The organism is Nonomuraea fuscirosea (assembly GCF_035917475.1).
GTDB lineage: Bacteria > Actinomycetota > Actinomycetes > Streptosporangiales > Streptosporangiaceae > Nonomuraea > Nonomuraea fuscirosea.
On record NZ_CP109074.1, the window covers coordinates 4,660,184 to 4,673,232 of the forward strand.

The 13,049-nt window shown below is 71.4% G+C and carries 14 protein-coding genes; 9 read left to right on the plus strand and 5 right to left on the minus strand.

All coding sequences use genetic code 11. From position 1 onward, the window contains the following. The first annotated feature begins 83 nt into the window (after nucleotides 1-83). The 4 genes from OIE67_RS21485 (at nucleotide 84) to OIE67_RS21500 (ending at nucleotide 3,300) form a co-directional block, all read left to right on the plus strand. Nucleotides 84-392: a nuclear transport factor 2 family protein gene (locus OIE67_RS21485; protein WP_326643027.1), complete on the plus strand. Its 309-nt coding sequence runs from the start codon at nucleotides 84-86 to the stop codon at nucleotides 390-392. Next, complete coding sequence (locus tag OIE67_RS21490) at nucleotides 358-549, plus strand: nuclear transport factor 2 family protein (protein WP_326643029.1); 192 nt, start codon at nucleotides 358-360, stop codon at nucleotides 547-549. Before OIE67_RS21485 ends, OIE67_RS21490 begins: the two co-directional genes overlap by 35 nt. 70 nt (nucleotides 550-619) lie before the next feature. Then, nucleotides 620-2,206 carry a Gfo/Idh/MocA family oxidoreductase gene (locus OIE67_RS21495; RefSeq protein WP_326643031.1) on the plus strand — a complete coding sequence of 529 codons (1,587 nt, stop codon included), beginning with the start codon at nucleotides 620-622 and terminating at the stop codon, nucleotides 2,204-2,206. 158 nt (nucleotides 2,207-2,364) lie between these two features. Next, nucleotides 2,365-3,300: an SDR family NAD(P)-dependent oxidoreductase gene (locus tag OIE67_RS21500; protein ID WP_326643033.1), complete on the plus strand. Its 936-nt coding sequence runs from the start codon at nucleotides 2,365-2,367 to the stop codon at nucleotides 3,298-3,300. A 13-nt stretch (nucleotides 3,301-3,313) separates the two neighbouring features. Here OIE67_RS21500 and OIE67_RS21505 read toward each other — a convergent pair whose 3' ends face one another. Then, a complete protein-coding gene (locus OIE67_RS21505; RefSeq protein ID WP_326643035.1) occupies nucleotides 3,314-3,733 on the minus strand; it encodes a hypothetical protein in 420 nt (139 codons plus the stop codon). Nucleotides 3,734-4,134: 401 nt separating this feature from the next. Next, complete coding sequence (locus OIE67_RS21510) at nucleotides 4,135-4,917, minus strand: IclR family transcriptional regulator (protein ID WP_326643038.1); 783 nt, start codon at nucleotides 4,915-4,917, stop codon at nucleotides 4,135-4,137. A gap of 68 nt (nucleotides 4,918-4,985) precedes the next feature. Here OIE67_RS21510 and OIE67_RS21515 point away from each other — a divergent pair, with 68 nt between their 5' ends. Genes OIE67_RS21515 through OIE67_RS21535 form a run of 5 tightly spaced genes read left to right on the plus strand, consistent with a single transcriptional unit; the run spans nucleotide 4,986 to nucleotide 9,734 of the window. Next, the gene (locus tag OIE67_RS21515) at nucleotides 4,986-6,128 is read left to right on the plus strand and encodes a cupin domain-containing protein (protein WP_326643040.1); all 1,143 of its coding nucleotides are present in this window, start codon (nucleotides 4,986-4,988) and stop codon (nucleotides 6,126-6,128) included. After that, entirely contained in the window at nucleotides 6,128-6,958 is an 831-nt protein-coding gene (locus OIE67_RS21520) for a fumarylacetoacetate hydrolase family protein (RefSeq protein WP_326643042.1), read from the plus strand. The genes OIE67_RS21515 and OIE67_RS21520 overlap by 1 nt, the downstream gene beginning before the upstream one ends. Beyond that, nucleotides 6,955-7,578, plus strand: coding sequence for a maleylpyruvate isomerase family mycothiol-dependent enzyme (locus OIE67_RS21525; protein WP_326643044.1), 624 nt, complete (start codon nucleotides 6,955-6,957; stop codon nucleotides 7,576-7,578). The genes OIE67_RS21520 and OIE67_RS21525 overlap by 4 nt, the downstream gene beginning before the upstream one ends. Then, nucleotides 7,569-8,891, plus strand: a complete 1,323-nt coding sequence (locus OIE67_RS21530) for an FAD-dependent oxidoreductase (protein WP_326643046.1) — start codon at nucleotides 7,569-7,571, stop codon at nucleotides 8,889-8,891. The genes OIE67_RS21525 and OIE67_RS21530 overlap by 10 nt, the downstream gene beginning before the upstream one ends. Nucleotides 8,892-8,936: 45 nt before the next feature. After that, nucleotides 8,937-9,734 (plus strand): IclR family transcriptional regulator, encoded by a 798-nt coding sequence (locus OIE67_RS21535; RefSeq protein WP_326643048.1) that lies wholly within the window; start codon nucleotides 8,937-8,939, stop codon nucleotides 9,732-9,734. 59 nt (nucleotides 9,735-9,793) lie between these two features. On the opposite strand, the gene OIE67_RS21540 is transcribed toward OIE67_RS21535, so the two are convergent. The 3 genes from OIE67_RS21540 to OIE67_RS21550 form a co-directional block, all read right to left on the minus strand. Next, nucleotides 9,794-10,666 carry an SAM-dependent methyltransferase gene (locus tag OIE67_RS21540; RefSeq protein ID WP_326643050.1) on the minus strand — a complete coding sequence of 291 codons (873 nt, stop codon included), beginning with the start codon at nucleotides 10,664-10,666 and terminating at the stop codon, nucleotides 9,794-9,796. A 34-nt stretch (nucleotides 10,667-10,700) separates the two neighbouring features. Further along, complete coding sequence (locus OIE67_RS21545) at nucleotides 10,701-12,347, minus strand: FAD-dependent monooxygenase (protein WP_326643052.1); 1,647 nt, start codon at nucleotides 12,345-12,347, stop codon at nucleotides 10,701-10,703. 79 nt (nucleotides 12,348-12,426) lie between these two features. After that, a complete protein-coding gene (locus tag OIE67_RS21550) occupies nucleotides 12,427-13,035 on the minus strand; it encodes a TetR/AcrR family transcriptional regulator (protein ID WP_326643054.1) in 609 nt (202 codons plus the stop codon). Between the last annotated feature and the right edge of the window lie 14 nt (nucleotides 13,036-13,049).

Genomic DNA, 13,049 nt, shown 5'->3' on the forward strand with positions numbered 1-13,049 from the left:
CTGTAATGATCAATCAAGATTTTAGAGTAAGCCCGGACGGTGACGTCGGCCGCCTGCGGGCGATGACCTGCTCAGGAGACAGCGTGGACAACGACACGCTCCGACGCCTGTCGGACGTCGAAGAGATCAAGCAACTCAAGGCGCGCTACCTCCGGCACGTCGATACCAAGGACTGGGACGCCTGGCGTGAGGTGTTCACATCCGACGCGCGACTGGAAGTCGGAGGTGTCACCAGAACGCCTGACGCGTTCGTCTCCGTCACCCGCGGATGGCTCGGCGACGCTGTGACCGTGCACGCCGGGCACATGCCCGAGATCGAGATCACCAGCTCTGACACCGCCACCGGGGGTCTGGGCCATGCAGGACTCCATCGCTTTCCCGGCGAACGGTGAAGCACCTCAGGGAATGCGCGGTTACGGGCATTACCACGAGCGGTACCGGCGGGTCGACGGCCGCTGGCGCATCCAGACCATGACCCTGACCCGCCTGCGGATCGATCTGTTCGAAGGCGGCCTTCCCGATGTGTGCACCGGATCGGCGACCGGGTGATCGCCATGGCCTGCCGAACCGCCCCAGCGGCGGATCCTACGCCGGGCAGGTGGTTCTTCCCGCCTCATCGGTGACCAGGGCGCCGGCCGACACGAGTCACGCCGAGGCCGCGACACTGCCGCTGAACGGTCTCACCGCCCGCCTGACCCTCGACCTGCTGGACCTGTCACCCGGCCAGACCATCGCGGTCACCGGTGCGGCCGGAGCGTTCGGAGGCTACATGGTCCAGTTGGCGAAGGCCGACGGGTTGCGGGTCGTGGCCGACGCCTCACCGGCCGATGAGGAACTCGTCCGGGCCTTGGGCGCGGACATCGTGGTGCCCAGGGGCGACACCGTCGCCGCGCGTGCGCGTGAGGTCGTGCCCGAGGGTGTGGACGGGCCGGCCGACGGCACACTCAACGGGGCCCCGGGACGGCGGCAGTCCGCCACGGCGGCGGCATCCGAGGACGGCTGGGCCTCGAGTTCTGAGTCACCGCTGCCGACCGTACGTCGGTGTTCCTTTCACCAGACCGGACCGCCAGCGGCGGCCCACCTCATCCCTTTGGAGCAGCACATGAAGAAGATCGGCGTCGGCATCATCGGGGCAAGCATCGGAGGATGGGCATCCATCAGTCATGTTCCGGCCCTGAAGACCCTGCCGGACTACGAGCTGCGCGCGATCAGCACGTCGCGCCAGGAGTCCGCCAAGATCGCCGCGAAGGAATTCGACGTCCCGGCGGCATTCGACAACCACGCGGACCTGATCGCCGACCCAGGTGTCGACCTGGTGGTGGTCGCGGTGAAAGTGGCCCACCATCACGCACTTGTCTCCGCGGCTCTGGAGGCGGGGAAGATGGTCTACAGCGAATGGCCACTGGGCACCGGCTCCGACCAGGCGGCCGACCTGAGTGCCCGTGCCAAGGCCGCGGGCGTGCGTACGGTGATCGGACTGCAGAGCCGCTTCTCACCGGTCGTACGGCACGCACACGACCTGATCGCCGACGGCTACGTCGGTGAGGTGCTCGGCACGACGCTGGTCGGCTCGGGCATCGCCTGGGGACCCGAAACCGACCGTGCCCACGCCTACTTCTTCGACGCCGCCACCGGTGCCACACCATTGACCGCTTCGGCCATGCACGCCCTGGAGGCGATGAACTTCGCGCTCGGCGACTTCGCCGACGTCTCGGCCAAGCTGGTCAGAGGCCGCAAGGAAGTACGGCTTGCCGACGAAGGGATCACGATTCCGATGACCGTGGCCGACCAGGTGTCCATCATCGGCACGCTGAGCGGCGGCGCCGCTGTCTCCGTCTTCTACCGGGGCGGCTTCTCACGCGGCGACAACCTGCGCTGGGAGATCAACGGCACCGAAGGCGACCTCGTCCTGACCGCGCCGGGGCTCAACGGCAACCTGCAGGTGGCCGACCTCACGCTGAAAGGCGGCCGGGGCGGCGACACCACCGTCACCGAGATCACCGTGCCGGACCGACACTTCGATCCCGCCCCCAGGACCCTGACCGGGCCACCGCAGAACATCGCCCAGATCTACGCGTTCCTCGCCAAGGACCTGCGCGAAGGCACCCACACAGTCCCCGGCTTCGACCACGCACTCGCACGGCACCGGCTCGTCGACGTGATCGAACGGGCCTCCCGGACCGGATCCACCCAGACCCTGTCCTGAGCGGAACCACAGCGCGTCCGGCGCTATGCCACGACACGTCCAACGGCTGAACGCGGTGGCCGGGCCGGCGGACGTGGTGACTTTGGCGCGCTCGTCCGTACTGATCACTTGCCGGTTCAGCCGTGCTTCCGTACTTGCATCCCGACCGAGGAACGCCCATGTCTGAGCTCTTCCGTAGTCCCTTCGACCGCCGCTCGACCGCTTCGGAGGTGATCGACGGTGTCGACCTCTCCGGCAAGCGCGCCGTGATCACTGGCGCCACGTCCGGCATCGGCGTGGAGACCGCCCGTGCGCTGGCGTCCGCCGGCGCCGACGTCACCCTCGCGGTCCGGCGTCCCGACGCCGGAGAACAGGTCGCAGCCGACCTGCGTACCAAGACCGGCAACGACGCGATCCACGTCGCGCGGGTGGACGTGGCGGACCTGGACTCGGTGAACGCGTTCACCGCTGACTGGGCCGGCCCCCTGCACATCCTGATCAACAATGCCGGGATCATGATGCTCCCCGAACTGGAGCGGGGCACCGGTGGCCACGAAGAGCAGTTCGCCACCAACTACCTGGGACACTTCGCCCTGGCCCTGGGCCTGCGCAGCGCACTCGCCGTCGCCGGCGGTGCGCGCATGGTGACCGTGTCCTCCAGCGGCCACCTGTTCTCCCCGGTCGTCTTCGACGACCTCGACTACCGCTTCCGCCCCTACGACGCGCTGGGCGCCTACGGCCAGTCCAAGACCGCCGAAGTTCTCCTGGCCGTCGAGGCGGACCGGCGCTGGTCAGGCGAGGGTATCAGGGCGAACGCGCTGCACCCCGGGGCGATCGCCACCAACCTCCAACGGCACACCGGCGGGCTGAAGACCCCCGAGCCCTACCGCAAGACCATCGAACAGGGCGCGGCCACCTCCGTCTTCCTCGCCGCCTCCCCCCTGGTCGAAGGCGTCGGCGGCCGCTACTTCGAAGACGTCAACGAAGCCCCGCAGGTCACCTCACGGCCCACGGAACTGGGCGTGCCCGGGGTGGCGGTCTATGCACTCAACACCGCGAACGCCGAGCGCTTGTGGGGCCTCGGCACCAACATCCTGCGCTGCGCGCAGCCATGAGACGCGACGGCGATCACGAAGGAGGCAGGCACATGAGGAGCTTCAGGAAAGTCGCTTTCATCGGCTCGGTGACCAGGGCGGGCCCATGGCCGAGGCGATAGGTGAGCGGGGCTTCGAACTGCAGGTATGGGCGCGTCGGCCGGCGTCGCCGTCCGCCGCGGCCGGATGCGCGGTGCTGTACGACCGGCGGCAGCCGTGATCGAAGGCGAAGTTTCTGGACCATCTGGCAATCGGCCGGGTGGCGTGGTCGTGATCGACTCGAACGGTGGTACCGCAACACGCGAATCTCCGGGCGCCAGGGCCGGCTGTGGATCGGCCGCAGGCCGGCCGACACGTTGGTGAAGGCGGCGGCGTGCGAGACGACCAGCGCAAGCTCATCCGCATCCACGCCGCCGCTCGCGTGGCCACCGAAGGCCGGCACACCGTCTACCACGCCACCGACTCTGCCATCGATGGGAGTTTGCCCCCACGCGGGGCGACGATGTCACCCCGCTGGCCCTGGGCAACTCGCCTACGTCATCCCCGCGGCGCCCTGCACCGCCGCCGCCATCGTGAGGAGGAGCCGGGACTCTGCTCCCTCGAAGGGCCGCACCGGGGCGGGGCATGGTGGATCACCTACGCGGCTGCTATCGCGGCAAGAAGCTCATCGCCTTCACCGTGGAGCCGTACCACGAGGTCGACGCCGACGCCTTCCGCGCGGCCGCTCCGGCTCTCGCCGAAGACGACCTTGTCATGTCCGTCTGCTCCTGCTGCGCGGTGCATCACCCCGGGCAGACGCTCGCTGTCATTGTCACGCGGAAGGAAAACCGGTCAGCCCATCCACCTGATCAACCGTCAGCTGGCCGTGGCCATCGCCAGGTCCGCCTCCAGCCGGCGGGCGGCGGCCTGGAGCGTCGCCACGAGGGCGGGCAGCTCGGTGTGCTGGTAGCGGACGCTCGGCATCGAGACGGACAGGCCCGCCACCGCGACCCCCTGGTCGTCGCGCACGGGTACGCCGACGGCGACGACCCCGTGCTCGGAACGGCCCTGGTTGACCACGAACCCGGCCCGCCTGATCCGGGTCAGCTCGCCCTTGAGCCGCGTCAGGTCGGGGCGGGCGGACGGCTGCTCGGCGTACCGGTCCGGAGCGTAGACGGCTTCGACCTCGTCGGCGGCGAGCTCGGCGAGCAGCAGCAGGCCGGCCGTGGTCTGGTGGGCGGGGAAGACCATGCCCTCGCGGTTGCCGACGCGCAGCGCCTGGTCGCACTCGACGCTGGCGATGAACCGGGCCGTGTCGCCGGTGCGGATGGTGAGGTTGGCCGACTCCTTGACGGCGTCGACCAGGCGGCGCAGGTGCGGCAGGGCGGTCGCGCGCAGCTGCGAGGTGCGCGAGCGCGAGTGCTCGGCCAGCTGGAGCACGGGGCCGGCGTGATAGCGGTGCCGTTCGTCCTGCAGGGCGAAGTCGCGGTAGACGAGCATCTGCAGCAGCCGGTGCGCCGTCGAGCGGGCCACGCCCAGGCGGCCGGCCGCCTCCGAGACCGTCAGCGCCCCTTCGAGCTGCAGCATCGTCGCGATCCGCAGCGCGTGGTCGACGCTGGCGACCGCGTACGCCGGCGGAGTCTTCAGCGGCTTGTCCACCGCACCTCCCGTTCTGCACAGAAGAATGTGTTGTTCTTTGTGGCGGTATGTCCAGCACTCTCTCACACATGAGCACGACACGAACCCCGGTCCGGCTCCAGGCCGTCCCGGCCCCCGACCAGCCCGACGTCACGCCCGCCCTGCACGAGCTCTACCGCGGATTCGAGCAGGAACTGCTGGTCCCGTTGTGGACGGAGATCGGCGACCTGATGCCGGCCCATCCGCGCTCGCGCGCGGTGCCGCACCTGTGGCACTGGGACAGCCTCCTCAAGCTCGCGGCCCGCGCCGGCGAGCTCGTGCCGGTCGGCCGCGGCGGTGAGCGCCGCGCGATCGCGCTGGCCAACCCGTCGCTGGGCGGCCGCCCGTTCGCCACGCCGACGTTGTGGGCCGCGATCCAGTACCTGATGCCCGGCGAGGACGCCCCCGAGCACCGCCACACCCAGCACGCCTTCCGGTTCGTGGTCGAGGGCTCGGGCGTGTGGACCGTGGTCGACGGCGACCCCGTGCCGATGAACCGGGGCGACTTCCTGCCGCAGGCGGGCTGGAACTGGCACGCCCACCACAACGCCACCACCGAGCCCATGGCCTGGCTCGACGGCCTGGACATCCCCTTCCAGTACGTCACCGAGGCGCAGTTCTTCGAGTACGGCCGCGACGAGCTGTCCCCCGCCGAACGCACCACGCCGCGGCGCAGCCGTTCCGAACGCCTGTGGGGCCACCCCGGCCTGCGGCCGCTCACGGCGACCTCGGCCCCCAATGGGGACTCGCCGCTGCTGGCCTACAAGTGGGAGTTCACCGACGCCGCGCTCGCCGACCAGCTCGCCCTCGAGGCCGAGGGGCACGGCGGGACGGTCGAGCCGGGCCACGCCGCGGTCCGCTTCACCAACCCGGCGACGGGCGGCGACGTGCTGTCCACCATCCGCGCCGAGATGCACCGCATCACGCGCGGCGCCGAGACCGCCCCGGTCCGGGAGACCGGCTCCAGCGTCTACCAGGTGTTCAACGGCTCCGGTACGGTCACCGTCGGCGACACGACCTGGTCGGTCACCCGCGGCGACCTGTTCGTGGTGCCGTCATGGGAGTCGTTCTCCGCCAGGTCGGAGGCCGGTGCCACCGACTCGGACTCCGGCGGGCTGGACCTGTTCCGCTTCTGCGACGCGCCCGTCTTCGAGGCGCTGCGGCTCGACCGGACCCAGAGGGGGAACGCCTGATGAGGCTGGCCACCATCCGCACGCCCGGCGGCACCCGCGCCGTGAAGCTGGAGGACGGCACGCTGGTCGACCTCGGCGCGGAGGATCTCGGCGCCTTCCTGGACCACGCGGACTGGGAGCGGGCCGCCGCCACCGCGAGCGGCCCGGCGTACGACGCCGAGCGCGCGGACTTCGCGCCCGTGGTACCGCGCCCGTCGAAGGTGATCTGCGTCGGCCACAACTACACCGGCCACATCAAGGAGATGGGCCGCGAGCTGCCGGCGTACCCGACGCTGTTCCCCAAGTTCGCCGACAGCCTGATCGGCGCGCGCGACGACATCGTCAAGCCGCCCGAGACCGACGCGCTCGACTGGGAGGTCGAGCTGGCCGTGGTGATCGGCCGGCCGGTGCGGCGCGCCGGCGAGCAGGAGGCCGCCGCGGCCATCGCCGGATTCACCGTCATGAACGACGTGTCGGTACGCGACTGGCAGTTCCGCACCGTCGAGTGGACCCAGGGCAAGATCTGGGACTCCTGCACCCCGGTGGGCCCGTACCTGGTGACCCCCGACGAGCTGCCCGGCGGCGTCCGCCCGGCGCTGACCGTGCGCACCACCGTCGACGGCCGCGTCATGCAGCAGGACGACACCGCCACGCTGCTCTTCGACCCCGTGCACCTCGTGCGCTACGTCTCCACCGTCGTGCGGCTCAACCCCGGCGACCTGATCGCCACCGGCACCCCCGCCGGCGTCGGCCACGCCCGCGACCCGAAGGTGTACCTCACCGGAGGGGAGAGCGTCGTGACGGAGGTCGAGGGCGTCGGCGCCTGCGTCAACCGGGTGGTGCGGCCGTGAGCCGGAGTTTCGCCGACGCCCGGCGCTGGGCCGACGACGGCACGAAACTGCTGCTCGACGCCGTGGCCGGGCTGGAGCACGCGCAGTACGGGCGGCCCAGCCTGCTGCCGGGCTGGACTCGTGGGCACGTGCTCGCCCACGTCGCCGCCAACGCCGGCGCGCTCGGCAACCTCGTGCACTGGGCGGCCACCGGCGAGCGCACCCCGATGTACGCGAGCCCCGAGGAGCGTGCCGCCGGGATCGAGCGCGGGCTGCGGATGCCGGCCGCCGATCTCGAAACCTGGCTGCGCCGCTCCGCCGCCGCCCTGGCCGAGGCGTCGGCGGCGCTGACCGGGCGGCAGTGGGCGGCCGAGGTCGTCACCGCGCAGGGCCGCACCGTGCCGGCCACCGAGGTGCCGTGGCTGCGTGCCCGCGAGGTCTACGTGCACACCGTCGATCTCGGCCTCGGCGTCACCTTCGCCGACCTGCCGCCCGCCTTCCTCGAAGCGCTGTGCGCCGACGCCGCCGCCAAGCGCGGCGGCGTCCCGGCCGTCGAGGGCCCCCTGGCCGAACGCGCCGCCTGGCTGACCGGACGCCCGCACCGGCTGGCCGGCGCGCCCGACCTGGGGGCGTGGCTGTGAGCGCCGGCGTGACCGGCAGCGGAGCCCGCGGCGGGACCGGCGGCGAGGCCGGTGCGGGAGTGGACGTCCTGATCGTCGGCGGCGGCATCGGCGGCCTGTCCACGGCCTACGCCCTGACCCGCAAGGGGCTCAAGGTCCGCGTGCTGGAGCAGGCCAAGGAGTTCGGCGAGGTCGGCGCGGGCATCCAGATCGCGCCCAACTGCACCCGGATCCTGGCCGAGTACGGCCTGCTCGACGAGGCCAAGTCCCTCGGCCTGCTGCCGACAGGCATGGTCATGCGCGACGCCCTGGACGGCAGCGAGCTCACCCGGCTCGACCTGACCGACCTCGAACGCGCCTACGGCTCCCCGTACATGGTGATCCACCGCAGCGACCTGCACGGGCTGTTCCTGCGCGCCTGCCGGCGGGCAGGCGTGGAGCTGCTGACCGACCACCGGGTCGCCGGCTACGCCAACACCGCCGCACCCGGCGAGGCGCAGGCCGCGCAGGTGGAGCTGGCCGACGGCCGCGTCATGCGGGCGCCGGTCGTGATCGCCGCCGACGGCCTGCACTCGGTGGCGCGCAAACTGCTCGTGGACGACGAGCCGGTCAGCTCCGCCTACGTCGCCTACCGCGCCACCGTGCCGATGAGCGAGACACGGGGCCAGGACGTCGACCTGTCCGAGGTCGTGGTGTACGTCGGGCCCGGCTGCCACTTCGTGCGTTACGGGCTGCGCGGCGGCGACATGCTCAACCAGGTCGCCGTCTTCCGCTCCCGGAAGGCGCTGGCCGGAGAGGAGGACTGGGGCACACCCGACGAACTGGACGCGGCGTTCGCCGCCACCTCCCCCATCGTGCGTTCCGGCATCCCGCTGATGTGGCGGGACCGCTGGTGGCGCATGTACGACCGCGACCCGATCATGACCTGGGTGCACGGCCGCATCGTGCTGCTGGGCGACGCGGCGCACCCGCCGCTGCAGTACATGGCGCAGGGCGCGATCATGGCGATCGAGGACGGCTGGGTGCTCGCCGAGCACGTCGCCCGGCAGCGGGACGGCCGGGGCGGGGTCGGCTGGGCCGCCGCGCTGGCCGCGTACGAGGCCGTACGGCCGGAGCACTGCCGCCGCGTGGTGCTCACCGCGCGCGCGTGGGGCGACCTGTGGCACCTCGACGGCGAACGGCGGCTGCGGCGCAACACGATCCTGCGCGCCCGCGACCCGCGCGACTACACCTTCACCGACTGGATCTACGGGCCGACCGCGCTCGTCCCCGGGGAGGAACCGCCGATGTACCCGGTGATCCGGCTGTCGTCCGTGACACCCGCCCGGCGCTGAGGCACGTTTGCGCCCCTGTTCGCCGGGCCGGTAGCGTTCGTGCCCATGACGGGAGCGGACAGGGAACGGCCCGCGCCGCCGTATCCCATCGCATCGGTGGACCGGACGCTCAGCCTGATCCAGATGCTCGCCGAGAGCCCGGAGGTGAAGCTCTCGGAGGTCAGGGCGCGGCTCGACGTCGGTCAGTCCACCGCCCACCGCCTGCTCGCCATGTTCGTCTACCGCGGGTTCGCGGTGCAGGATCCGCGCACCCGCAGCTACCGGGCCGGCCCGTACCTGCTCGACCTGCGCCGCGACACCGGCGTCCGCTTCGACGTCGCCCGGGAGATCCGCCCGACCCTCGCCCGCCTGGCCGGGGAGAGCGGCGAGACGGCGCACTTCGCCGTCCTCGACGGCACCGACGTGCGCTACATCGACGTCGTGGAGAGCACCCGCGCGCTCAGGGTCAGCGGCCGGCGGGGCCGGACCATGCCCGCCCGCGACACCAGCATCGGCCGCGCCATGCTCGCCGCCGAAGGCGACGCGTGGGTGAGCGCCCGCTACGGCGCGCCCGCCCAGCCCGGCGACCAGGACGCCGCCGGCCACGACACCCTCCTGCGCGAGCTGGCCAGGACGCGCAGCCGCGGCTACGCCCGCAACCGGGGCGAGGTGGAGCTGGGCGTCTGCTCGGTCGGCGTCGCCGTCGTCGATCCCGTCGGCGATCTGCTCGGCGGGCTGAGCATCGCCGCGCCGGACTCCCGGTGGAGCCCGGCCCTGGAGAAGGCCCACGTCCAGCTCCTGCACGCCGCCGCCGCCCGCCTGGCCGGACGCGGGCCCGGCGCATCCGGCCGGCGTCCCGGGTGACGAGCGGTGTCGACGCAGGCGGCGAGCTCGGTCTCGATGGTCGGCACGTCGAGGGCCTGTCAGCGAGGTTTCGGGAAGTGTGCCGTGGCCAGCCAGCCGCGGCCGGCGGCGGCGTGGGCGGGATCGAAGGCGGGTGGAATCGGGCGTTCGCAGGCGGCCGCGGCCTCGGCGATGTCCGTCACGGCGGGCTGCCAGCCGCGGCGGGTAAGCCAGGCATCGAGGTGCTCGGTGGGGCCGCCGCGCCACAGGCCGACGAGCTCGGCGGAGATGCCCGCGCGGGCACTACGGAGCAGCTCGGAGTCCTTCATGTGATCCAGGGCGAGCATGCTTGCCGGGGCGGAGAGGGTGGTGATCCGGTCGAGGAGCAGGTCGGCGGCTTCGGGCGGAAGCGCGTACAGGATGCCCTCGGCCAGCCAGGCGGCCGGTCGTTCCGGGTTGAAGCCGGCCTCCGTCAGCGCGCGCGGCCAGTCGTGGCGCAGGTCGGTGGCGACCTCGACGCGGTGGCACGTGGCGCTCGCGCCGTGGCGGTCGAGCACGGCCGCCTTGAATGCGAGCACGTCGGCGAAGTCCAGCTCGAAGACCTTGGTGCCGGGCGGCCAGGCGAGTCTGAACGCGCGGGCATCCATGCCGCACGCCAGCAGGACCACCTGCTCGCATCCTCCTTCGGCGGCATCCAGGAGCGCGCGATCGAGGAACTGGGTGCGGACGGCGACCTGCTCGGCCATGAGCTGCAGGAAACGTGCGGTCGCCGGAGAGGCCACGGCCGCCCAAGGGCTGAACGCCGGATCGACGGCCTGCAGGAAGTGCCGTGCGTAGGGGTCGTCGAACAGCCGGTCCGGCCGGCTGCTCTCCTGGGCGCGCAGGAGAGCCACGCCCAAGGCGGTCGCGCCGATTCCGGCCAGGCTTGTGGGGACGGTCGGTTCTTGCGTCACGGGGTTGTCCAGCTCCTCTTCTTGACGGGCGGTGTCACGGGCGGGCGCCCAGGGCGCGGAAGTAGTCGCTCACGGGTGCGAAGTCGACGCTGTCGCCGCGGAAGCCCACGTACTTGTCCGGGCGGATCAGGTACAGGCTGGGGCGGCGCACGCCGTAGCGGTTGTGCGCCTCGCTGCGCAGGTCGGCGAAGACTCCGTGCAGGTCGGCGAAGACTCCGTCCATGGGGTCGTGCGGCAGGTGGCCGCGGGTGATGACATGGACCTCGCCGTGCCCGGCCATCGCCTTGTGTGCGGAGGACTGCCAGGCGGCCAGGGTGGCGGAGTCCGTCGTGTCCGCCGCGAACAGGACGAGGTGGTGACCCGGCGTCCGGAGGATGTGCCGGAGCGCCACCGGCCCTTCACGGGTTTCCACGTAGACGTCTCGGACCAGCTCGCCGGCTTCCGGTCCGGTACGGGCGACGTCGCTCCATGCCCTGGCCGGCGACCCGTGCCAGCGTTCGAAGACGAGGTCACTGTCGCGATAGTGGACGAGGTGCTCGCCGAAGGCGTTCGACAGCCGCTGCTGCACCGGATTGAGCCGGCCGAACAGGTGGAGAGCGTGCCGCCTGGCCCTGCGGGCGACCAGTGTGCTGCCGGTGGCGACCTTCGTGGTGGTCGAAGTCGCGTCGACCACGGCCTTGACGATGGGCAGGCGTTCGGCCTGGTAGCTGTCCAGGAGGGACTCCTCGGCGCGGCCGGTGACGACGAGCGCGAGTTTCCAGCCCAGGTTGTAGGCGTCCTGCATGCCCGTGTTCATGCCCTGGCCGCCCACCGGGCTGTGGCTGTGCGCGGCGTCACCGGCCAGGAGGATCCGGCCCTGGCGAAGCCGGTCGGCCAGGCTCTCGCGGGCCACGAACGACGAACTCCACTGCAGATCGCGTACGCCGGAGTCCAGGGGCGTGCGTTCGGCGACGTAGGCGGCGAAGTCGTCCAGCCCTGGCATCTGCGGCGGCCGGTCGTCCGGCGTGCTGGCCAGGATGCGCCAGTAGCCCCCGACCATGGGGAAGACCGCCACGAGGCCGGACTTGCCGAAGTAGACGTGGAAGCGGTCGCGCGTGAGCGGCCAGTCCACGGCGACGTCGCCCAGGATGAATCCCCGCTTCAGGTCGGCTCTGTCCCGGGTGATGCCCGCCGTCTCACGCACGGCGCTGTGGGCGCCGTCAGCGCCGATCAGCCACCCGGTCTCGCACCGTTCGCCGCGGCCGTCCTCGTGGCCGAGCTCCACGCTGACGCTGTGCTCGCCGGCCTGCTGCCCGACCAGGCGGGTGCCCCATTCGATGGTGACTCCGAGTTCCTCGGCGCGCTCGCGCAGCAGCGCGACCGTCTGCCATTGCGGGATGCACAGGTCCAGCGGAAACGGGGAGTCCACGGCCGTCACGTCCATCTCGGCCAGGACCGTCGTGCCCTGGTAGAAGTTCAGCGTGTGCAGCGGGACGCCTCGTTCGATGGCGGCTTGGGCCAATCCGAGATCGTCCAGCATTTCCAGCGATCTCGCCACGATCGACACCGCTCGACTCTCCCGGTGGTCCGCACGCCCGGCGTCGATGACGCGCGGGATCACCCCCCGCCGGGCCAGGTCGATGGCCAGGACGAGGCCGGTCGGGCCCGCGCCGACGATGAGAACGTCCGCTTTCGTCGTCATGAATGCACCTTCTTAGAACGAATGATCGTTCTTTTTAGGAGAGCATGAACCGCCGAGCTCCGTCAAGAGCGCATGATCTCTACCGGGCGGCTTGCGCGGGTGCCGACATCAGGGCGCGCATGCCGTTCCTGAAGGCCGCCGAATCCGCGTGACCGTATACGGCGCGGCGCACCAGGAACCCGTCGACCAGGGCCATCAGGACATCGGCCACATGCTCGGCGGGGATGTCTGCAGGTAGCAGCCCGCGCCGCTGATGCCGCGCCACGAGCCCGCCGACCACGCCGCGTGCCTCTGCCATGACCTCTTTCAGCGCCGTGCACAACGACGGCGATCGCAACGCCTCCGACCAGACCTGGACCAGCAACTGAGCCGACTCCTGCGAGCCGGACAGCGGTGGGCGCTCAACCCCCAGGACGAGATCGACGATGTTGTCCAGATCTGGCGGCCGCGTGCCGTCGTCCGCCTCGAACGCCGACGCGACCTCGGCCAGAGCCTCGGCGGCGGTCGCCGCGATGATGTCGTCCTTGCTCTTGAAGTAGCGATAGACGGCCCCGGCCGACAACTCGGCCTCGGCCAGCACGTCCTGCATGGACGTGGCGTGGAAACCATTGCGAAGGAAGCAGCGCCGCGCGGCGTCCAGGATCTGGCGGCGGCGGGCTTCGAGATGCTCCTTGGGCATGCGTGCCATGGCATCACAACGTA

Bases quoted from the DNA above. Each gene is read 5' to 3' on its own strand.
- OIE67_RS21520 (WP_326643042.1), top strand. From the start codon at position 6,128: ATGAGGCTGGCCACCATCCGCACGCCCGGCGGCACCCGCGCCGTGAAG.
- OIE67_RS21500 (WP_326643033.1), top strand. From the start codon at position 2,365: ATGTCTGAGCTCTTCCGTAGTCCCTTCGACCGCCGCTCGACCGCTTCG.
- OIE67_RS21545 (WP_326643052.1), bottom strand. From the start codon at position 12,347: ATGACGACGAAAGCGGACGTTCTCATCGTCGGCGCGGGCCCGACCGGC.
- OIE67_RS21490 (WP_326643029.1), top strand. From the start codon at position 358: ATGCAGGACTCCATCGCTTTCCCGGCGAACGGTGAAGCACCTCAGGGA.
- OIE67_RS21515 (WP_326643040.1), top strand. From the start codon at position 4,986: ATGAGCACGACACGAACCCCGGTCCGGCTCCAGGCCGTCCCGGCCCCC.
- OIE67_RS21550 (WP_326643054.1), bottom strand. From the start codon at position 13,035: ATGGCACGCATGCCCAAGGAGCATCTCGAAGCCCGCCGCCGCCAGATC.
- OIE67_RS21535 (WP_326643048.1), top strand. From the start codon at position 8,937: ATGACGGGAGCGGACAGGGAACGGCCCGCGCCGCCGTATCCCATCGCA.